The organism is Xanthobacter albus (assembly GCF_043194895.2).
Classification (GTDB): Bacteria; Pseudomonadota; Alphaproteobacteria; order Rhizobiales; family Xanthobacteraceae; genus Xanthobacter.
In genome coordinates this window covers 820,223-840,110 of sequence record NZ_CM195532.1, presented here as the reverse complement: position 1 = coordinate 840,110, position 19,888 = coordinate 820,223, and the positions used below count along the sequence as shown (strand labels likewise).

The following is a 19,888-nucleotide window of genomic DNA, read 5'->3' as shown; positions in this document are numbered from 1 at the left end:
TGATTGCCCGCGAACATACGGACACAATGGGTTAGCGTCGATCAACTTTTGCGTGTAACGCGTGCGGAGAGTGGTAATAGCGCCAGGAGTAGACTGAAAAATTGCACCCAGAACAGGAACGATCTTGCATGCACCGCAGCAGGTGGAACCGTTTCCAGGGGTTGGGGCAGGCCACCATCCACCACCGCGCGAATACCCAGGGGACCGAGTGCGACGATTCGTCCCAGAGGGTCGACGATGGCGGAGATGCCCGTGTTCGCCGCGCGCACCAGGGGTAGGCCCTCCTCCACCGCCCGCAACCGTGCCTGCACAAAGTGCTGGTAGGGGCCCGGGGTCGATCCGAACCATGCGTCATTGGTCAGATTGAGAAGCAGGTGCGGTCTTTCCCCATCCGGAATCACGTTTCCAGGAAAGATAATTTCATAACATACCAGCGGAGCGACAGGCGGCAGGCCGGGCACTTCCAGCGCGTGCAGGGAGGCGGCCGAGGAGAAGCCGCCGCGCACACGCGTGAGTTGTTCTATTCCCAGGCGCTCCAGAAAGTCCTGAAGCGGCAAGTATTCACCGAAGGGAACGAGGTGCGCCTTGTCGGCGCTCCGCAGCACCTGTCCTTCGTGGTCGATGACGCGCACGGAGTTGAAGAATGGTGAATGTTGCCCTTCCGGGGGTGCCCCGTAGCGTACCGCTCCTGTAATCAAAGTAACGTTTGGGGGAAGTACTTCGCCAATGGCGGCTGCCGCCCACGGCTCGCGCTCGTAGATGAAGGGCAGCGCGCTCTCCGGCCACACCAGCACGGTGACGTCCGCAAGGCCCGCCGGATAGGTCGGCGAGGGTTCCGCGCTCTGGGCGAGATAGTCGTCGAGGATCTCCCGGCGGCGGGCATAGTTGAACTTCTGGTCCTGCGGCAGGTTGGGCTGCATGATGCGCAGCCGCACATCGGGCACGAAAAGGGTGGGGGTGGCGGCGAGGCGCGCTTCTCCCCAGAGCGCCGCGAGCGCGATCAGCGCCGCTGCCGTCGCTACGCCCGCGAGGTCCCGCCGTCGTCCGGACAGGGCGAGCACGGGGGTCGCCAGCAGCAGCAGCGCGAAGAAGGTGAGGCCGTAGGCTCCAACCAGGGCCGCGCTCTGCATCAGCGGCAGCCATTGCGCGAAGGCATAGCCGAAGGTGTTCCAGGGAAAGCCGGTGAGCACGTGCCCGCGCAGCCACTCGGACGTAGTGAAGGCGAAGGCGAAGGCGAACAGCCGCAGGGGACCATCCGACCACAGCAGGCGCGCCAGCGCGGCGCCCAGCGCGGTGAACAGGGCGAGCCCGGCCGGCATGGCCAGCACCGCGACCGGCAGGAGCCAGGCGAACACGTCCGCCTCCACCAGGAAGGCGGCGCCGATCCACCACAGGGAGGCGAAGAAGTAGCCGAAGCCGAAGGCCCAGCCGATGCCGGCGGCGGCCTTCAGCCGGGGCCATGTCGGGCCGCGGGCACCATCGAGCAGCAGCACCAGCACCGGGAAGCTCACCGCGAGCGCGGGCCACAGGCCGAACGGCGGCATGGCGAGGGCGCCGAGCGCCCCGGCCGCCATGGCCGTCAGGGCGCGCCGCCAGCCGGAAAGGCCGCGGACCCGCGCCGCGAGGCGTTGCAGGATACCGGGCGCGATCCGCCGTCCGCCGTCCGTCGGCGGGAGGGTGTTCTCGAATGTCATGACGGGGTCCGAACCGGTCTCGGGTGGCGGCGGGGCGGGCGGCCCGCGGCCGCCCTTTGAGTCGTCCGGCCGGCTGCGGGAAGCCGCCGCCTCATGCCTCGCCGGCGGCGACGGCGTCTTCCGCGGTGCCGGGCTTCACCGGGGGAATGATGCGCAGCTTCTTCACGCGGCGGGGGTCTGCCTCCAGCACCTCCACCTGGTACTGGCCGGGCAGGGTGATGATCTCGCCCTCGGGCGGCACCCGCGCGGCGAGCCGCACCACCAGGCCGCCGAGGCTGTCCACCTCTTCCAGCTCCTCCTCGGAAGCGAAGCCGGGGCCGAGCACCTCCACGATGGATTCGAGCGGGGCGCGGGCATCCACGAGATAGCTGCCGTCGTCCTGGTGTTCCAGCAGGCTCTCGGCGGCTTCGTCGTGCTCGTCCTCGATCTCGCCGACGATCTCCTCCACCACGTCCTCGATGGAGACGAGGCCGTCGGTGCCGCCGTATTCGTCGATCACCAAAGCGAGATGGGTGCGGGCGGCCTGCATGGAGACGAGCAGGTCCACCGCCGGCATGGAGGGCGGCACATAGAGCAGGCGGCGGGTGAGGCCGGCGTCTTCCAGGGTGCGGTCGAGGTCCACCGCCGAAAGGTCGACCTTGACCCCCGGCGGGCTCGCGGCGATGTCGCCGGCCAGGAAGCCGATGAGGTCGCGCAGGTGGACCATGCCCACCGGGTCGTCCAGGGTGTCGTCATAGACCACGAGCCGCGAATGGGCATCGGAGACGAAGACCTTGAGCAGATCGCTCAGGGAAATGTCCTTGCGCACGGCGACGATTTCGGCGCGGGGCACCATGATATCGCCGATGCCCACCTCCTTCAGGTGAAGGATATTGCGCAGCATCTTGCGCTCGGCGGGCGTGAATTCGCTCTCCTCCCCGGTTGCGCTCGACGCGTCCAGCACCTCCGTCAGATCGGTGCGGAGGGAGCCGTGCGGTCGGAACGTGCCGAGGAGGGCACGCAATCGATCGAGAAAACTCTGCGGCTCCGAGGAGCTGGTCTCGGTCGGTTGGTCGATGTTGGCCATGGCCTCTCTTCAGCTTCAGCCACCGTCCTGCGGCAGGCGGTAGGGATCGTCGATCCCGAGCCCGGCGAGGATCTGGCGCTCCAAGCCCTCCATTTCTTCTGCTTCGTCGTCTTCGATGTGATCATACCCTAGCAGGTGCAGGGTGCCGTGCACCACCAGATGGGTGAGGTGATGCGCGATGGGCTTCTCTTCCAGCTCCGCCTCGCGCTTCAGCGTCTCGTAGGCGACGATCACGTCACCCAGGGGCTGGGGCGCGTCCTCCACGTCCTCCGGCAGCTCCGGGGCGGGGAAGGAGAGCACGTTGGTGGCCTTGTCCATGTCGCGCCACTCCCGGTTCAGCACCTGGATGTGGGCGTCGTCGGTGAGGGTGATGCTCATCTCCGCGGGGGCCGGCACCTCCTCGGGCACGGCGGCGAGGGCCGCAAGGGCGGCGCCCACGGCGATGCCTTCGGCGTCCGGCAGGTCGGACCACTGGGGCGCCTCCACCAGGACGTCGATCTCGACCGCGTCGGGGGGCAGGGGGGCGGTATCGGCCATGGCTCAGCCCTCCGCCGCGAGCTTGCGCGGCGCGGCGGCGCGTTCATAGGCGGCGACGATACGGCCCACCAGCTCATGGCGCACCACGTCCTCGGCCTTGAAGGTGCACACGCCCACGCCCTCCACGCCCTCCAGCAGCCCCACCGCCTCCGCGAGGCCGGAGGTCTGGGCGCCCGGCAGGTCGGTCTGGCTCGGGTCGCCGGTGACGATCATGTGGGAGTTCTCGCCGAGGCGGGTGAGGAACATCTTCATCTGCATGGAGGTGGCGTTCTGCGCCTCGTCCAGGATCACGGCGGCGTTGGAGAGCGTGCGCCCGCGCATGAAGGCGAGCGGCGCGATCTCGATCTCCCCCGACTGCAGCGACCGTTCCACGAATGAGCGGTCCATGAGGTCGTACAGGGCGTCGTAGATGGGACGAAGGTAGGGGTCCACCTTGTCCTTCATGTCGCCGGGCAGGAAGCCGAGCCGCTCGCCCGCCTCCACCGCCGGACGGGAGAGGATGATGCGGTCCACCATGCGCCGTTCCAGCAGGTGCACCGCATAGGCCACCGCCAGCCAGGTCTTGCCGGTGCCCGCCGGGCCCACGCCGAACACCAGCGTGTGCCGCTTGAGCGCGCGGATGTAGGCATCCTGCGCCGCCGTGCGTGCCCGCACCGGGCGGCGGCGGAGCTGGATCTCGTCGAAGGTCTGGCGCTGGGCGGCGGGGTCGAAATCGAACAGCGAGCCCTGCGACGTCACCTCGCGGATGGCGCCGTCCACGTCGCCCTGGGAGATGTCGCGCCCCTTCCTCAGCGCCTCGTAGAGGTGCTCCAGGACCGCGCGGGCCTGCTCGCAGCCTTCCGGGCCGCCTTCGAGCGTGACGTGGTTGCCGCGCGAATCAGCCTTCACGCCCAGCTTGCGCTCGATCAGGGCGAGGTTTCGCCCGTAGTGGCCGAACAGCAGGGTGGCGAGGCGGTTGTCGTCGAAGGCGAGCACCACATGGGTGGGGGCCTCCTCCTCCGTGGTGGCCCAGGGGGCGGTCACCGCCGCGCGGGCGGGGCCCGGCGCGGGGCGATCGGAGCGGTCGGGACGGTCGCGGTCGCTGCCGGGTCTGCGCAAGCTCTAAGCCTCCAAGGGCGCCGCATGGGCCGCCGGGCCACGGGAACGGGCGATCTGCGCGGGAGCGGCCGGCGCGGCGGGGCCGCCCTGGTAGCGCCCTGCGAGGCTGTTGGGCCCCACATCGGTGATGGTGACGGTGACGATGTCGCCGATGCGGGCGGGCGGGTCGTTCACCACCACGCTCTGAAGATAGGGCGAGCGGCCGATGAGCTGGCCCGGCTGGCGGCCGGGCTTCTCCAGCAGGATGTCGAAGGTGCGGCCGCGGCAGGCGGCGTCGAAGGCGGCCTTGGAGGCCTCCAGCTCCTTCTGGAGGATGGCGAGGCGCGCGCTCTTCACCTCCTCCGGCACCTGGGCCTCGTGCTCGGCGGCCGGGGTGCCGGGGCGGGGGCTGTACTTGAAGGAATAGGCGCTGGCGAAGCCGACCCGGCGCACCAGGTCCATGGTGTCCTCGAAGTCGGCGTCGGTCTCGCCGGGGAAGCCGACGATGAAATCCGACGAGAGCGCAAGGTCCGGCCGGGCGGCGCGCATCTTCTCGATGACCGCGAAAAACGCCTCGCGCCCGTGCTTGCGGTTCATGGCGGCGAGGATGCGGTCGGAGCCGGACTGCACCGGCAGGTGCAGGTAGGGCATGAGCTGTGGCAGGTCGCGGTGGGCCGCGATCAGCGCGTCGTCCATGTCGCGCGGGTGGGAGGTGGTGTAGCGCAGCCGGGCGATGCCGGCGATGCCGGCCAGCTTCTCCAGCAGGCGGGCAAGGCCACAGGTGGCGCCGTCCTCGCCCTCCCCGTGGAAGGCGTTGACGTTCTGGCCGATGAGGGTGATCTCGCGCACCCCCTGGTCCGCGAGCCTGCGGGCCTCGTCCAGGATCTTCGCCACCGGGCGCGACATCTCGGCGCCGCGGGTATAGGGCACCACGCAGAAGGTGCAGAACTTGTCGCAGCCTTCCTGCACCGTCACGAACGCGGCGGGCCCGCGCGAGCGGGTGGCGGCGAGGGTGGGTGCGGGCAGGTGGTCGAACTTGTCCTCCACCGGGAAGTCGGTGTCGACCATGCGCCGGCCCGCCTTCGCTTCGGCCAGCAGCTCGGGCAGGCGGTGGTAGCTCTGGGGGCCGACCACGAGATCCACCACCGGCGCGCGGCGCATGATCTCGGCGCCCTCGGCCTGGGCGACGCAGCCGGCCACCGCGATCATGGTGTCGGCGCCGGCCTCCTGCTTCTGTTTGCGCAGGCGGCCCAGCTCCGAATAGACCTTCTCGGCGGCCTTCTCGCGGATGTGGCAGGTGTTGAGGATGACGAGGTCGGCGTCGGCCGGATCCTGTGTCTCCTCATAGCCCTCGCGCGCCAGGGTGTCCGCCATACGCTGCGAGTCGTAGACGTTCATCTGGCACCCGAAGGATTTCACATAGAGCTTGCGGGGCTGCTGCATTGTCGCGTGTTCTGCCGGGTCACACCTTCGCGCGCGGGCGCGACGTGATCGTGACGCCGGATCGGTTCGCCCCCCGTTGCTTCAGGATTTTGTGATCCTACCGGCAAACGGGGGCTTTGGGAACTGCGGACATCCCGGCGCGGGCCGGCGCCGCGCCTCAGCTATCCTGGCGCCTCAGCTATCCTGGGAAACGCCGGCCTCGGCGAAGGTGGCCATGCCGCGGTGGCACGCGACCGCCGCCTTCACCACGCCGATGGCGAGCGCCGCGCCCGAACCCTCGCCCAGCCGCATGCCCAGGTCGAGGACGGGCCTGAGGCCGAGCCGCTCCAGCACCGCCCCGTGCGCCTTCTCGGCCGAGACGTGGCCGGCGAGGCAGTGGTCGAGGGCGGAGGGGTCGATGGCGTGCAGCACGGCGGCGGCGGCGGTCACCACATAGCCGTCGAGGATCACCGGCACCTTCTCGTGCCGGGCGGCGAGGATGGCGCCGGCCATGGCGGCGATCTCGCGCCCGCCCAGGCGCCGCAGCAGCTCCAGCGGGTCCTTCAGGTGGTCCTTGTGCAGGGCCACCGCCTCGCGCACCACCTCGATCTTGCGCGTGAGCACATCTCCGGTGGAGCCGGTGCCGGCGCCCACCCAGTCCTCCGCCGTGCCGCCATAGAGGCCGTGGCAGATGGCGGCGGCCACCGTGGTGTTGCCGATGCCCATCTCGCCCAGGCACAGCAGGTCGGAGCCGCCGGCGATGGCCTCCATGCCGAACGCCATGGTGGCGGCGCAGGCCTTCTCGTCCAGCGCTGCCTCGCGGCTGATGTCGGGGGTGGGATGGTCGAGGGCGAGGTCGAACACCCGCAGGCCGGCGTCGAAGGTGGCGCAGATCTGGTTCACGGCGGCCTTGCCGGCGGTGAAGGTATCCAGCATCTGCCGCGTCACCGCGCCCGGATAGGGCGAGACGCCCCGGTCCGCCACGCCGTGGGTGGCGGCGAACACCGCCACCATGGGCCGGTTCACCACGGGCATGGAATTGCCCTGCCAGGCGGCCACGTGGACCGCGATCTCCTCCAGCCGGCCGAGGGCGCCCGGCGGCTTCACCAGCTCGCTCTGGCGCTTCAGCGCCGCGCCGCGGGCGCCCTCGTCGGGGCCGGGCATGGTGGCGATGAGGGCGCGGATATCGTCGAAGGGGAGGCCGGTTTCGGGAGCAAACATGGATAGCCCAGGGCAGCGCGCGGGACGGCGCGATCATGCGCGCTCAATAAAGCGCCCGGCGCCACATCGCAAATGCGGCGCCGGGAGAGGGGCCGGTGGTCGTGTCCGGCGGGAGGCTCAGGCCTCGCGGATCTCGGCGGCGGCGCGGGCCAGGATCTCGACGATGCGGGTTTCCGCCGCGCGGCTCTGCTCCAGCTTCTGCTGGGCGATGTCGCGCAGGTTCTCCACCGCCGCCTCGACGAGGCGCGGCAGCTCCGCGCCGGCATTGGGGCCGCTCTCGCTCCAGCCCATCCACTTGCGCACGCGGCTCATCTTGTCGCCGATCTGCGACAGGCGGGCGAGGATGGCGTCGGCGAAGTCGCGGTTCTGCTCCAGGTAGGCGCGGCCCTCCCCAGTGATGGAATAGAGCTTCTTGGCGCCGTCCGGCTCGGCGGTCACGTAGCCCGCCTCCTCCAGGAAGGTGAGGGTGGGATAGACCACGCCCGGGCTCGGCGAATACCAGCCGGCGGTCTTCTCCTCGATCACCTTGATGATCTCGTAGCCGTGGCGCGGCTGCTCCGCGATGAGGGAGAGCGCGAGCAGCTTCAGGTCGCCATGGGCCAGCATGCGGCCGATGCGGAACATCTCGCCGCCGCCACCACCGCGCCCACGACCGCCGCGCGACCCATGCATCTCGCCCCGCCCGCCTTCGCCGGCGCAATGGGCTTCATCCCGGAAGGATCGGCATCCGAACATTGTCAGACTCCTAAGATATGTCTTTAGATACGATCTGAGGCGAACATATCTTTTGATATATCTTGTCGTCAAGACGTGTGCCGCAGCCGCCAAGGCGGGCGCCCGCGAGGACGTGGAGACGGGAAGCGCCGAAATGTCGAGGATGGCGACGCCAAGGGCCGGTGAACCTTTGACTGGCCTTTGATCAAGCCCGCGCCGCGTTTGGGAGAAACCCGCGCATGACCGGCCTCCACCGCCAAGCGGCGTTCGCCTGGCGCCGGTCGCAGAGCGGGGGCAATGGACTCAAGTACCAAAACGCAACCGCCGCCGGAGCGTGAGCGCTGGCGCCAACGTCGGTGAGGCGTGGCGTTCAGGCGGCGCGAGGCGCGACGATCACTGTGCGGGTGTCTGCTGCTTCGGCAGCAGCCAGGAGAGCAGGGAGGGGGCGGGCTTCTGGCTGTTGGCGAGGCGCGCCACCACCACCAGCTTCTTCACCTCGCCGCGCCGATAGGCCTCCAGCACCTTGGTGTGCTCCTTCACGGAGACGCAGCCGTTGGAATCGCCGCGCGGGCCCATCATGAACGGGTGGACCAGGAAGCCGTCGCGGCCATACATCTTGCTGCCGCCCACGGGGCTGAGGCGCAGGGTCTCGACGCCGTGGAACAGTGCCTCGCGCGGGCGCAGGGTATAGACGTTGGGCGGGGTGGGGCCGCGCATCTTCAGCGCCACCTGCCGGATGTCGTCCATGGCCTCGCCATAGCCGGAATGGGCTTCCAGCTTCTCGCCATTGGGCATGTAGAGGGTGCGTCCCTCGATGTCGTAAAGCGCGAAGCCGCTGCCCGGCGTGGGCAGGGGAATCTCCTGCTCCACCGCACCCGGCACGGCGGGCGCGCTCGGGGCCGCGGGCAATGCGGGGGCGGGCGCCGCCGGTTCCGCCGGACGGCTGGCGGGCGCGGGCATCTCGGGCAGGTCGCCGGGGGTGAGGGAGGCGAGCTGGCGGCGGCCCCGCAGCAGCGGATTGCCCAGCGGCAGCGGCACCGCCGGCGCGGAAGGCTCCACCTCCGGCAGGCGGCCGGCCACCAGCGGGTTACGCGAGGGCACCGGCACGCTCTCGATGATGATGGCGGCGATGCGCGCGTCGCGCTCCGGGTTGGAACCCGCGGCGAGGGGCGGCGTGGCGAAGCTCTGCGGCGCGGCGGCGAGGCCGGGGCTGAGAATCCAGTAGGAATCGACGGCGAGGGCGCCCGCCGACGGCAGTCCGTCGGCCCGGCTCACGGAATCCGTCGCGCTGGCCAGGGTGAAGATGCGCGGGCCGGCGTTGATGGCCGCCCGGAGCGCGGCGTAGTCGATGCGGTCGACGGTGGTCTCGGGCTCGATCCGCGCGAATCCGGAGGTGGCGGCGAAGGCGCCGACGGCGATCACCGACACGCCCACGAGACCCGCCGCGACGACATGCGCCGCGCGCCAGCGCCGCCGCGGGGCCTCGTCGTACAGATCCGGGTCGAAATCCGGGTCCGTTGTGAAATTCGGTTCCGCCATGACCCTCGATGCTCGAAAGGCTGCCTCACTGCCGTCCCGGCCCCGGTCCCCCGGCAGCCAGTCTTCCATGCCGCGGTTGCCCGAGGCTGCCGCCCCGGAAACCGCCTCGCGCAGGCCCGCCGGATCTCGTGATTCCGGAGATTGAGCCCCACCCCGCCGACGCCAGCCCACGATCACCACACCATGTCCGAGGCGATGCCGGATACCATGATCCGCGATGCCCTTCCCTCGGACCCGGAAAGGGCCGGCCTTCCGGCGGCTGCCGCACTGCGGCGACCCACCTCAAGGCACTCGCCCGGACCCTAGGCCGGTTTCGTAACCAATGTCTTTACGGGGACCGGAACAGATTGAAAAGGCGAGAATAAGGAGTGACGGCAGCAGGTCCTGCCCGCCATCGTTCCCCGGCCGGGGAACCTGTTACCAGCCTCCACGCCCGGCACGCTGCGGCGCACCATGGGCGGTATTCCGCCTCAGCTCATCCGCATACCATCTCCCCTTTCCCGGCCATGGACTTGTCGGGCTCAAGTCATACACGCGCGCCCGGCGCCGGCACCGGCCGCGCTTTCACAACTGGGTGTGGCACCCGGCTGCGGCAAGCGGGGACGGGGTCTTCCCGACGCAGCGGAAGGCGCGGGGTGTCGCCGCGGAATCGAGCGCCGGCGCCGATCCGCCGGCCGTGATGGCGGAAGGGGGATGTTCCGCCTGCGTCAAGAGCACGCAGGCGGGCGCCGCGCCCCGCAGCGCCCCCTTTTGCGCGCGAAGTCATGATGAGCACACCCGTGCGTATCGCGCCGCGAGAGCGCTATAAGGGGCCCTTCGACCGCCCGAACTGGAACCGACCCGCGATGTCCTCGACACCCGATGCCGCCTTTGACGTCAGCGCCCAGGCCGGTGCGAGCGCCGCCGCCGCGAAGCCGGCCGCCGCCGACCTCGCCGGCGCGTTCGCGCGCCTCGCGGACTATATGAACGCCAGCATCCTCGGGCAGCCGGCGTTCGTGGACCTGCTGCTGGTGGCGGTGCTGGCGGACGGGCACCTCCTGGTGGAAGGCGCGCCGGGCCTCGCCAAGACCAAGGCCATCAAGGCCCTCGCCAAGGCCATCGACTGTGACGAGCAGCGCATCCAGTTCACGCCGGATCTCCTGCCCTCCGACCTCACGGGCACCGACATCTTCCGCCCGGAGGACGGCTCCTTCCGCTTCCAGCCGGGCCCGGTGTTCCACAATTTCATCCTGGCGGACGAGATCAACCGCGCCCCGGCCAAGGTGCAGGCGGCGCTGCTGGAGGCCATGGGCGAGCGGCAGGTGACCGTGGGCGGCGTCACCTATGCCCTGCCCAAGCTGTTCCTGGTGATGGCCACCCAGAACCCCATCGAGCAGGAGGGCACCTATCCGCTGCCCGAGGCCCAGCTCGACCGCTTCCTGCTGCATGTGAAGATCGACTACCCCAGCCTGGAGGCCGAGCGGCGCATCCTGCGCCTCGTGCGCGGGGAGGCGAACGGCGAGGTGGTGGGGGTCGGCGCGCCGCTCTCCCAGAGCACCATCTTCGCCGCCCGCCGCGCGGCGCTCTCCACCTATATGTCCGAGGCGGTGGAGGAATATCTGCTGCAGTTCGTGTTCGCGACCCGCAACCCCACCCTCTACGGCTCGGACCTGGACGGGCTGGTGTCGTTCGGGGCAAGCCCGCGCGGCTCCATCGCCCTCGACCGCTGCGCCCGCGCCCATGCCTGGCTGCGCGGCCGCGACTTCGTGACCCCGGAAGACGTGCAGGCGGTGGCCAAGCCCGTGCTGCGCCACCGCGTGCTGATGACCTTCGAGGCCGAGGCCGACGGCATGGGCGCCGACGACTTCCTCGACGCCCTCATCGCCCGCGTCCCCGTGAGCTGAACCGCGACGCCATGCCCCAGACCCCGCCCGCGCGCGCCGAAACGGCGACCGATCCCCTTTACGGCCTCGTCGCAAGCCTGGAGGAGCTGGTGGCGGCGCGGCCCGGCGACGGGGTGGGCGGCTTCGCGCCCGGCGGCAAGGTGCGCACCCACCAGTTCGGCGGCCACCGCTCCTCCTTCCGCGGGCGCGGCATGGAATTCGACGAGGTGCGTGCCTACCAGCCCGGCGACGACATCCGCACCATCGACTGGCGCGTGACCGCCCGCACCGGCAAGGCCCACACCAAGCTGTTCCAGGAGGAGCGCGAGCGGCCGGTGCTGCTGCTGGTGGACGCGCGCCGCGCCATGCGCTTCGGCACGCGCGACTGCTTCAAATCGGTGCTGGCGGCGCGCGCGGCGGCGGTGCTCACCTGGGTCGCCATCGCCGGGGGCGACCGGGTCGGCGGGGTGGTGCTGACGCCGTTCGAGCTGGCCGCCTTTAGGCCCGAGCGCAGCCGGCGGCGCATCCTCCATTTCGTCAAGGCCGTGGCGGAGGCCACCGCCCAGGGCCTCGGCCTGGAGGACACCGCAGCCGCGCCGGAGCCGACCCTCGCGGAAGCCTTCGCCCGCCTGCGCGGGGCGGCGCGGCCCGGCACGCTGGTGTTCATCGCCAGCGACTTCGCCGATTTCGACGCCGCCGCCGCCCGCGAGCTGAACCGCCTCTCCCACGCGAGCCAGGTGACCGCCGTCTTCACCTTCGATCCCCTGGAGGCGCGCCTGCCGCCGCGCGGCACCTACCGCATCAGCGACGGCGAGGCGGTGGCGCGGCTCGATCCGGCGCGGGGCGACCTTGCCGCCGCCTATGCCGCCCGCTTCACCGCCCGGCGCGCCCGCATCGAGAGCTTCGCCCGCCAGCACGGCATGGCCTTCGTGCCGCTGGAGACCGGGCAGGACGCGGGCGACCTTCTCCACCCCGAGCGGCTCGGGACCGGCCGCGCCGCGCGCCGGGCGGTGGGCTGATGGCGCAGGATCTCGTTCTGCCCCCGCAGGCCCCGCCGGTGACGCTGGACCCCGGCGCGGACCCGCTCGCCACCCTGCACGATATCCATCTGCCGGACGCGGTGGCCTTCTGGCCGCCGGCGCCGGGTTGGCTCGCGGTGGCGGGGCTGGTGCTGGCGCTCGTCGCGCTGGGCCTGTTCCTGGAATGGCGGCGCCGGCAGACGCTGGCCTATCGCGCCCTGCAGGAGTTCAAGCGCGTGGCGCGGCAGGGCGACACCCGCGCGGTGGGAGCCGCCGCCGCCGTGCTGGTGCGCCGGGTGCTGCTGAGCCGCGACCCCCACGCCGCCGCCGCCGCTTTCACCGGCGAGGCGTTCGCGCGCTTCGTCGGCGCCGGCCCGCAGGGGGTGCCGCCGCAGATCGGCCGCTTCCTTGCCATGGCGCCATACCTGCCGCCCGGCGCGCCCGAGGCGGAGGAGATCGACCGCGCGGCCCTGGTGGCGGCGGTGCGGCGCTGGATCCGGGGCCACGCATGATCACCTTCCAATGGCTCTGGGCCTTCCTGTTCGTGCCGCTGCCCCTGCTGGCGCGGCTGCTGCTGCCGGCCGCGCCCACCCCCAAGGCGGGGGCGCTGAAGGTGCCCTTCTTCCACGAGCTGGAGGACGAGGGACTCGTGGGCGGGCGGGGCCGGGTTCGCCCCTGGCGGATGCTGGGGCTCGCCCTCGCCTGGCTGCTGCTGGTGACGGCGGCGGCGCGGCCCACCTATGTGGGCCCGCCCATCGCCGTGCCGGTGGAGGGGCGGGACCTGATGCTGGCGGTGGACCTTTCCGGCTCCATGGCGCGGCAGGATTTCTCCGTGCGCGGCATTCCCATTGACCGGCTCTCGGTGGTGAAGGCGGTGGCCGACGACTTCATCGCCCGCCGCACGGGCGACCGGGTGGGCCTCATCCTGTTCGGCACCCGCGCCTATGTGCAGGCGCCGCTCACCTTCGACCGCAACGTGGTGCGCGAGCTGCTCGCGGCCTCCAGCATCGGCATGACCGGGCAGGAGACCGCCATCGGCGACGCCATCGGCCTCGCCATCAAGACCCTGCGCAACCGGCCGGACGACCAGCGCGTGCTGATCCTGCTCACCGATGGCGCCAACACCTCCGGCATGCTCGACCCGATGCAGGCGGCGGAGCTGGCGAAGCGCGAGCATGTGAAGATCTACACCATCGGCGTGGGTGCCGACCCCAGGGCCATGAACAACCCCTGGATGGTCAACGTGCCGAACGACCTGGACGAGGACGCCCTGCGCAAGATCGCCGCCATCACCGGCGGGCGCTATTTCCGCGCCCGCGACGTGCAGGGCCTCGCCGGCATCTATGCCGACATCGACCGGCTGGAGCCGGTGGCCGGCGACCCGCTCTACCTGAACGCCACGGTGGCCCTGTTCCAGTGGCCGCTCGGGGCGGCGCTGGTGCTCTCCTTCCTCACGGGCGTGGCGCTGCTGCGGCCTGCGAGAGCGCCGCGTCCACGCCGGACGGCGGCGCCGGCCGGGGAGGCGCAGCCGTGATCCCGGCCGATTTCCACTTCCTGCGGCCGCTGTGGCTGCTCGCGCTGGTGCCGGCGCTGCTGCTCGTCTTCGCGAGCTGGCGGGCGCTGAGGGCCGGGCACGAGGACTGGCGCGGCGTGGTGGACGCCCACCTGCTGCGCCATCTGGCGGTGCGGGGCGCGCGCGGCGCCGGCCGCTGGCCGCTGGCGATCCTGCTTGCCGGCTGGGTGCTGGCGAGCCTCGCCATGGCCGGGCCCACCTGGCAGAAGCTGCCGGCCCCCGCTCTCGACAGGCTCGACCCCACGGTGATGGTGCTGAACCTCGGCCGTTCCATGGACGCCACCGACCAGGCCCCGAGCCGCCTCGTCGCCGCCCGTCACAAGCTGGAGGACGTGGTGGCGCGCATGCGGGGCGGGCAGGTCGGCCTCATCGTCTATGCCGACGTGCCGTTCGTGGCCGCCCCGCTCACCGAGGATGGGCGCATCATCGCCCAGATGCTGCCGGAGCTGGCCACCGACCTGATGCCGGTTGGCGCCAACCGGCCCGATCTCGCCATCGCCAAGGCGGTGGAGCTGCTGCAGGGCGCCGGCGCGCGCGAGGGCCGCATCGTGCTCGTCACGGACGGCCTGGGCGATGACCCGGACAAGACCCGCGCGGCAGCGGCGGCGGCGGCGCGGGCAGGCTACCGGCTCAGCGTCATCGGCGTGGGCACCGTGGCCGGCAGCCCGCTGAAGGGGCCCTCCGGCATCGTGCGCGGGGCCGGCGGGGCGCCGGTGCTCACCCGCATGGATCAGGCGCGCCTCACCCAGCTCGCGGCGGACGGGCGCGGCACCTTCACGCCCCTCGCGGTGGATGGCCGCGACCTCGACGCGGTGCTCTCCGCTGCGCTCGACGCGCCGGCCCGCAATCCGCTCCAGGACAGCGGCATGACCGCCGACCAGTGGGCCGATGCCGGCCCCTATCTGGTGGTGGTGCTGCTGGTGCTGGCGCCGCTGGCGTTCCGCCGCGGCTTCATCATCGCGCTGCTGCTCGGCGTGCTGGCGCTGCCCGCCGCCGAGGCGCGGGCGCAGGAGGTTGAGCCCGTGCCAACGCAGGACACGCTCTGGGCCGATCTCTGGCGTCGGCCGGACCAGCAGGGCGCCGACGCGTTCGCGGGCGGCGACTTCGCCGGCGCGGCCGGTCGCTTCGAGGACCCGGCCTGGAAGGCGAGTGCCCTCTACAAGGCCGGCCGTTTTGATGAGGCCGCGTCCGCCTTCGGCAACCTTCCGGGCGCCGACTACAATCGCGGCAACGCCCTGGCCCGCGCCGGCAAGCTGGAGGAGGCGCTCGCCGCTTATGACGCGGCGCTGAAGGGCGATGCCGCAAATGCCGACGCTTTGTTCAACCGCGACCTCGTGCAGCAGCTCCTGCGGCGGCGCCAGGAGGAGCAGCAGAAACAGTCGGGCGGTGGTGGTGGCGGCCAGGGCGGCGGCCAGGATTCCGGCGGCGGGCAGGGCGGCCAGGACAAGAACAAGGCGGACGGCAAATCCGGCGACGGCAAGTCCGGTGACAGTAAGTCCGACGCCAAGAACGAGCAGAAGCCGGGCGAGGGCAAGCCCGGCGATGCCAAGCCCAACGACGAGAAATCGAACGAGGGCAAGCCGCAGGACCAGAAGCCGGGCAACGACAAGCCGGCCCCCGGCCAGGAGGGCGAGGGCAAGCCCGCGCCGAGGACGCCCGATGCCCAGGGCAAGAACGCCCCCGCCGGGTCCAAGGGCGCCGAGCCGCCGCAAAAGCCGGAACAGGCCGGCGCCGCGCAGAACCCGCCGCCCGAGCCCCCGAAGGCCGAGCCTTCCCCGCCCCAGGCTCAGCCGCAGGGGCCCGGCCCGCAGCCGCAGCGCGCGTCCCAGGTTGCGCAGCCGGGCGGCGAGGCGGGCGAGAAGGCCGATCAGGGGCAGCCGGGCGCCGTGGCGCTGCGGCCCATGAGCGAGCAGGACCAGAACAGCGAGCAGGCGCTGCGCATGGTGCCGGACGATCCCGCCGGGCTGCTGCGCGCGCGCATTCGCGCCTATTACGGCGGCAGCGGAGCGGCGGTGCGCGACGATGACTAGAGCGTTTTCGAGCGAAGTGGAAACCGGTTCGCGTGAAGAAAACGCGTCAACGCAGGAATCGGGAGCGTCTTCCCGATTCCGTGAAACGGGGAGACGCTCCCGCCGCTTGTCCTTTCTCCCCGCCCTGCTGCTGGCGGCCACGCTCGGCACCGGCGCGCAGGCCGCGAGCCTCAGCGCAGCGCCGGACCGGTTCGTGGTGACGGCCGGCGAGACCTTCGATTTCGTCCTCAGCCTCACCGATGGCGAGAGCTGGCAGCCGCCGGACGTCTCCGCACTCACGCGCGATTTCGACATCGTCGACCGCCGCCGCGCCAGCCACGCCGCCATGGTGAATGGCAAGCCGGTGCACGTGGATCAGTGGGTGATGACGCTGGCCCCGAAGCGCACGGGCACGCTGACCCTGCCGTCGCTCAACGTGGGCGGCTTCGCCTCGCCGCCGGCGCAGGTGCAGGTGGTGCCGGCCCCCGCGACCGGCCGCGCCCAGGCTTCGGACGAGCCCCTGTTCGTGCGGGTGGAGGCGGCGGACACCCCCGCCTTCGTGCAGAGCGACGTGCCGGTCACCCTGCGCATCTACGACAGCCTCGGCATGCGCTCTGGCTCCATGGAGAAGCCGGTGGCCGAGGGCGCCACCTTCACCGAGGACGGCGGCCAGCGCAGCTATGTGAAGACCAGCGGCCGGCGCCGTTACCGGGTCATCGAGCAGAGCTACATGATGCGGCCGCAGAGGAGCGGCGTCATCACCATTCCGCCGGTCAGCCTCAAGGCCAGCGTGCCCGGCTTCGCGGGCAGCGGGGCGGCATCGGACCTGCCGGGCCTGCTCGGGCGCGGGGCCATGGGCGGCCTCGCGGAGCGCGCCGTCACCGTGAAGTCGCAGCCGGTGAACGTCACCGTGCAGGCGCGGCCGGAGGGTGTGAGCGGCTGGTTCCTGCCGGCGCGCGGCGTCACCATCTCGCAGGAGTGGTCGGTCCCGCCCGGACAGATGAAGGTGGGCGACACGATCACCCGCACCATCACCATTACCGCCAAGGGCGCGAGCGCGAACCAGCTTCCACCCATCGAGGCGGCGCCGGTGGACGGCCTGCGCCAGTATGAGGAGGACAGCCACGCCGAGGCGACCCTCATCGACGGCGTGGCGGGAACCGTGCTCACCAAGCGCTTCTCCGTGGTGCCCACCCGGCCCGGCCCGGTGAGTCTGCCGGCGATCGAGGTGCCCTGGTGGAACCTCGCCGCCGCCCGGCAGGAGAAGGCGGTGCTGCCGGCGGTGACGCTCGACATCCGGCCTAGCGCCGAGAGTTCCCCGGCGCCCGCGCCGCCGCCCCTCCCGGTGGCCGCCGCGTCGGCACCGTCGCCTGTGCGTGACGCGGCCGTGGAAGGGGAGGGGCCGTCGTCCCTTCTCGGGTGGCTGCGGGCCCACAGGCTTGCCGCGAGCGTGCTGGGGGCCGTGCTCGTCGGCGTGCTGGTGCTGGCGTTCGTCTGGCGCCGCCGCGCGCGGGCGGCGCGGGGCGCGATGATGGCGATTACCCCGCCGGCCGGCGCGCGACGGCGCCGCCGCCCGCCGCTCCGGCCCGTGCCACACGATCCGGCGCAGGTGTTGGACGATCTCTTGGCTGCCTGCCGCAAGGGCGAGGCCGGCGCCGCCCATGCGGCCTACGGGCGCCTTGTGGGCCTCGGCGCCTTCGCCGCTCCGCCTCCGGAGCTGGACGCCGCCGCCGAGGCACTGGCCCGGCACCTCTATGGCGGCGATGGCCGCGCCTGGGACGGGCGGGCCATGCTGCGCGCCCTGGAGCGGGCGCGTCGGCAGGCGCGCGCGGTCAAGCGGCCCTCCGGTGCCCGGCTCGCGCCGCTCTATCCCGGCGCGGGCTGATACCATCGGCCGCTGTCCTCGATAGGCGCCAAGGGGCGCTCATGCGCCGCGCGGGGCTGGACCAGCGGTGGAGGAAGACGGCACCTGGGCGCCCATCATCTTACCATCGTTCTAGGCTTTGGACGACGCCGAGCGGGCTTGACCGCAGGTCCATGAGGATACCGTGCGGGCCATTGGGATAAGAGGTCGGCGGGTGTCGGATGCTGGCGCCGGCGGCCGGAAGAGGCATCCCCCCCCCCGCTGGACCGGAAATTGCTTGAAGTCGGGCATTGCCATTCGCGCGCGGAGAGGATGTCGCGCGCCCGCAGCGGAGATTGCCATGCCCCTCGATCTCAGGACCGAATGGACCGACGCCGACCTTGCCCGCCTCATTGCCTCGGTGTCGGACGATCGCGACTGGCGGCTGGAGGTGAGCGCCTCCGGCATCGCCGATCTCGCCGACAAGACCGCGGACCCCACCGGGGCGGACTATGACGAGACCCTGCACTGCTTTTTCGAGACCTGGATGGCGGGCACGGACTTCGTCGGCCCCTCCGCCGCCGGGGACAAGGCCCTGATCGGCAAGCTCGTCGCCGCGCTGCGGGCGAACTATCCCACGCTCAAGGCCGACAGGTTCATCTACGTGGACCTGTGAGCGACGGTAGGGGATGACGACCGTGCCCCGGCGCTGAAGGTGGCGCTCCGTCCTCGGGCCTTCCTGGGAATGAAAGGCGCCCGCCGGGGCGGGCGCCCGGGGGGCTCAGCCCAGCGCCATCTCCGGCACGTCGTCCGGCACGATGAGCTTCGCGGAGGTGGCGGCCAGGATCTCCTCCACCGACACGCCGGGCCCACGCTCCTGCAGCACGAGGCCGTCGTCGGTGGGGCGGATCACCGCCATCTCGGTGACGATCAGCGTCACGCGGCGGGCGGCCGTGAGCGGAAGGGTGCATTCCGGCACGATCTTCGGGTCGCCCTTGGCGGCGTGCTGCATGGCGACGATCACCGACTTGGCGCCCGCCACGAGGTCCATGGCGCCGCCCATGCCGGGCACCTTCTGGCCGGGCACCATCCAGTTGGCGAGGTAGCCGCGCTCGTCGACCTGCAGGCCGCCCAGCACGGTGAGGTCGAGATGGCCGCCGCGGATGAGGCCGAAGCTCATGGAGCTGTCGATGGAGGCCGCCCCCGGTACGGCGGAGACGAAGCCGCCGCCGGCATCCGTGAGGTAGGGGTCCTCCATGCCCTCGGGCGGGTGCGCGCCGAGGCCGATGACGCCGTTCTCCGCCTGGAAGAACACGTCGGCGCCGGGCTGCAGGAAGTTGGCGACGAGGCTCGGCAGGCCGATGCCCAGGTTCACCAGCATGCCCGGCTTCAGCTCCTGCGCCACGCGCGCGGCGATGATGGACTTGGGGTTCCATTCCTTGCCGGAGGCGGCCGGCGTCGGCTTTGTCATCTCGTTCATCACGCGGCCCTCGCCAGAAGATGATCCACCAGCACGCCGGGGGTGCGCACTTCGTCGGGCGGAATGACGCCCACGGGCACGATCACGTCCGGCTCGGCGATCACGGTCTTGCCGGCGAGCGCCATGATGGGATTGAAGTTCTGCGCCGTGAGCGAATATTCGAGGTTGCCCACGTAGTCCGCCTGCCGGGCGGCGAGCAGGGCGAAATCGGCGTGGATGGGCTTTTCGAGCAGGTAGCGCCTGCCGTCCACCTCCACCACCTGCTTGCCCTCTTCCACGGGGGTGCCGATGCCGGTGGCGGTGAGCACGCCGCCGAGGCCCATGCCGGCGGCGCGGATGCGCTCCACCAGCGTGCCCTGGGGCACCAGCTCCACGGTCACCTCGCCGGAGATCATCTTCTGCTGGATCTCCGGGTTGAGGCCGATGTGGGACATGATGGCGTGCTTCACCGCGCCCGCATGCACCAGGCGGCCGATGCCCTTGGTGGGCAGGCCGGCGTCGTTGGCGATGACGGTGAGGCCGCGCACGCCGCGCTCGACCAGGGCGTCGATGAGGCGCAGGGGGCTGCCGACCGCCATGAAGCCGCCGATGAGCACGCTCGCCCCGTCGGGGATGAGCGCGGCGGCGTCTTCCGGTTTGATGGCCTTCTTCATGGAGTTTCCTCTCGTCTCGCGCGGCAGTCCGGCCGGGCCGGATTGCCGCCGTTCGGGGCGGCTTCGCTCTGGAGCGTTTCCCCATTTCTCATGGAATCGGGAAACGCTCCAGGCTCCTGCGTTGACGCGTTTTCTTCACGCGAACCGGTTTCCACTTCGCTCGAAAACGCTCGATGGAT

General features: G+C 71.4%; 17 protein-coding genes. 7 read left to right on the top strand and 10 right to left on the bottom strand.

What is annotated here, in order from left to right:
• Positions 1-41 precede the first annotated feature (41 nt).
• The 8 genes from lnt to V5F75_RS03680 all read right to left on the bottom strand — a co-directional run bounded on the left by lnt (position 42) and on the right by V5F75_RS03680 (position 9,270).
• Positions 42-1,694: an apolipoprotein N-acyltransferase gene (gene lnt, locus V5F75_RS03715; RefSeq protein WP_394033149.1), complete on the bottom strand. Its 1,653-nt coding sequence runs from the start codon at positions 1,692-1,694 to the stop codon at positions 42-44.
• Positions 1,695-1,785: 91 nt separating this feature from the next.
• The gene (locus V5F75_RS03710) at positions 1,786-2,760 is read right to left on the bottom strand and encodes a hemolysin family protein (protein WP_394033148.1); all 975 of its coding nucleotides are present in this window, start codon (positions 2,758-2,760) and stop codon (positions 1,786-1,788) included.
• Between the two features lie 15 nt (positions 2,761-2,775).
• Positions 2,776-3,297, bottom strand: coding sequence for an rRNA maturation RNase YbeY (gene ybeY / locus V5F75_RS03705; protein ID WP_394033147.1), 522 nt, complete (start codon positions 3,295-3,297; stop codon positions 2,776-2,778).
• 3 nt (positions 3,298-3,300) lie between these two features.
• Complete coding sequence (locus tag V5F75_RS03700) at positions 3,301-4,395, bottom strand: PhoH family protein (protein WP_394033146.1); 1,095 nt, start codon at positions 4,393-4,395, stop codon at positions 3,301-3,303.
• A 3-nt stretch (positions 4,396-4,398) separates the two neighbouring features.
• Positions 4,399-5,817, bottom strand: a complete 1,419-nt coding sequence (gene miaB / locus V5F75_RS03695; RefSeq protein WP_394033145.1) for a tRNA (N6-isopentenyl adenosine(37)-C2)-methylthiotransferase MiaB — start codon at positions 5,815-5,817, stop codon at positions 4,399-4,401.
• A gap of 174 nt (positions 5,818-5,991) precedes the next feature.
• Positions 5,992-7,017, bottom strand: a complete 1,026-nt coding sequence (cobT, locus tag V5F75_RS03690; RefSeq protein WP_394033144.1) for a nicotinate-nucleotide--dimethylbenzimidazole phosphoribosyltransferase — start codon at positions 7,015-7,017, stop codon at positions 5,992-5,994.
• A 117-nt stretch (positions 7,018-7,134) separates the two neighbouring features.
• The gene (locus tag V5F75_RS03685) at positions 7,135-7,641 is read right to left on the bottom strand and encodes a helix-turn-helix transcriptional regulator (protein ID WP_394033143.1); all 507 of its coding nucleotides are present in this window, start codon (positions 7,639-7,641) and stop codon (positions 7,135-7,137) included.
• A gap of 483 nt (positions 7,642-8,124) precedes the next feature.
• Positions 8,125-9,270 carry a DUF2778 domain-containing protein gene (locus V5F75_RS03680; RefSeq protein WP_394033142.1) on the bottom strand — a complete coding sequence of 382 codons (1,146 nt, stop codon included), beginning with the start codon at positions 9,268-9,270 and terminating at the stop codon, positions 8,125-8,127.
• A 962-nt stretch (positions 9,271-10,232) separates the two neighbouring features.
• Here V5F75_RS03680 and V5F75_RS03675 point away from each other — a divergent pair.
• From V5F75_RS03675 to V5F75_RS03645, 7 genes are all read left to right on the top strand, one after another.
• The gene (locus tag V5F75_RS03675; RefSeq protein WP_393989605.1) at positions 10,233-11,153 is read left to right on the top strand and encodes an AAA family ATPase; all 921 of its coding nucleotides are present in this window, start codon (positions 10,233-10,235) and stop codon (positions 11,151-11,153) included.
• Positions 11,154-11,164: 11 nt separating this feature from the next.
• Positions 11,165-12,151: a DUF58 domain-containing protein gene (locus V5F75_RS03670; RefSeq protein ID WP_394033141.1), complete on the top strand. Its 987-nt coding sequence runs from the start codon at positions 11,165-11,167 to the stop codon at positions 12,149-12,151.
• Positions 12,151-12,663: a DUF4381 domain-containing protein gene (locus tag V5F75_RS03665; protein WP_394033140.1), complete on the top strand. Its 513-nt coding sequence runs from the start codon at positions 12,151-12,153 to the stop codon at positions 12,661-12,663. Before V5F75_RS03670 ends, V5F75_RS03665 begins: the two co-directional genes overlap by 1 nt.
• On the top strand, positions 12,660-13,685 hold the full coding sequence (locus V5F75_RS03660) for a vWA domain-containing protein (RefSeq protein WP_394033139.1): 1,026 nt from the start codon (positions 12,660-12,662) through the stop codon (positions 13,683-13,685). Before V5F75_RS03665 ends, V5F75_RS03660 begins: the two co-directional genes overlap by 4 nt.
• Positions 13,682-15,754 (top strand): VWA domain-containing protein, encoded by a 2,073-nt coding sequence (locus tag V5F75_RS03655; RefSeq protein WP_394033138.1) that lies wholly within the window; start codon positions 13,682-13,684, stop codon positions 15,752-15,754. Before V5F75_RS03660 ends, V5F75_RS03655 begins: the two co-directional genes overlap by 4 nt.
• 106 nt (positions 15,755-15,860) lie before the next feature.
• Positions 15,861-17,618: a BatD family protein gene (locus V5F75_RS03650; RefSeq protein WP_394033137.1), complete on the top strand. Its 1,758-nt coding sequence runs from the start codon at positions 15,861-15,863 to the stop codon at positions 17,616-17,618.
• 319 nt (positions 17,619-17,937) lie between these two features.
• Positions 17,938-18,252 carry a hypothetical protein gene (locus V5F75_RS03645; protein WP_394033136.1) on the top strand — a complete coding sequence of 105 codons (315 nt, stop codon included), beginning with the start codon at positions 17,938-17,940 and terminating at the stop codon, positions 18,250-18,252.
• A 105-nt stretch (positions 18,253-18,357) separates the two neighbouring features.
• Here V5F75_RS03645 and V5F75_RS03640 read toward each other — a convergent pair whose 3' ends face one another.
• Together V5F75_RS03640 and V5F75_RS03635 are read right to left on the bottom strand one after the other, a co-directional pair.
• Positions 18,358-19,056 (bottom strand): 3-oxoacid CoA-transferase subunit B, encoded by a 699-nt coding sequence (locus V5F75_RS03640; protein WP_394033135.1) that lies wholly within the window; start codon positions 19,054-19,056, stop codon positions 18,358-18,360.
• Complete coding sequence (locus V5F75_RS03635) at positions 19,056-19,709, bottom strand: CoA transferase subunit A (protein WP_394033134.1); 654 nt, start codon at positions 19,707-19,709, stop codon at positions 19,056-19,058. Before V5F75_RS03635 ends, V5F75_RS03640 begins: the two co-directional genes overlap by 1 nt.
• Positions 19,710-19,888: the final 179 nt, after the last annotated feature.

Coding starts and splice junctions, on each gene's coding strand:
- V5F75_RS03685 (WP_394033143.1), bottom strand. CDS start 7,641: ATGTTCCGCATCGGCCGCATGCTGGCCCATGGCGACCTGAAGCTGCTC.
- V5F75_RS03710 (WP_394033148.1), bottom strand. CDS start 2,760: ATGGCCAACATCGACCAACCGACCGAGACCAGCTCCTCGGAGCCGCAG.
- V5F75_RS03645 (WP_394033136.1), top strand. CDS start 17,938: ATGCCCCTCGATCTCAGGACCGAATGGACCGACGCCGACCTTGCCCGC.
- miaB (WP_394033145.1), bottom strand. CDS start 5,817: ATGCAGCAGCCCCGCAAGCTCTATGTGAAATCCTTCGGGTGCCAGATG.
- cobT (WP_394033144.1), bottom strand. CDS start 7,017: ATGTTTGCTCCCGAAACCGGCCTCCCCTTCGACGATATCCGCGCCCTC.
- V5F75_RS03680 (WP_394033142.1), bottom strand. CDS start 9,270: ATGGCGGAACCGAATTTCACAACGGACCCGGATTTCGACCCGGATCTG.
- lnt (WP_394033149.1), bottom strand. CDS start 1,694: ATGACATTCGAGAACACCCTCCCGCCGACGGACGGCGGACGGCGGATC.
- V5F75_RS03640 (WP_394033135.1), bottom strand. CDS start 19,056: ATGAACGAGATGACAAAGCCGACGCCGGCCGCCTCCGGCAAGGAATGG.
- V5F75_RS03660 (WP_394033139.1), top strand. CDS start 12,660: ATGATCACCTTCCAATGGCTCTGGGCCTTCCTGTTCGTGCCGCTGCCC.
- V5F75_RS03665 (WP_394033140.1), top strand. CDS start 12,151: ATGGCGCAGGATCTCGTTCTGCCCCCGCAGGCCCCGCCGGTGACGCTG.
- V5F75_RS03670 (WP_394033141.1), top strand. CDS start 11,165: ATGCCCCAGACCCCGCCCGCGCGCGCCGAAACGGCGACCGATCCCCTT.
- ybeY (WP_394033147.1), bottom strand. CDS start 3,297: ATGGCCGATACCGCCCCCCTGCCCCCCGACGCGGTCGAGATCGACGTC.
- V5F75_RS03635 (WP_394033134.1), bottom strand. CDS start 19,709: ATGAAGAAGGCCATCAAACCGGAAGACGCCGCCGCGCTCATCCCCGAC.
- V5F75_RS03675 (WP_393989605.1), top strand. CDS start 10,233: ATGAACGCCAGCATCCTCGGGCAGCCGGCGTTCGTGGACCTGCTGCTG.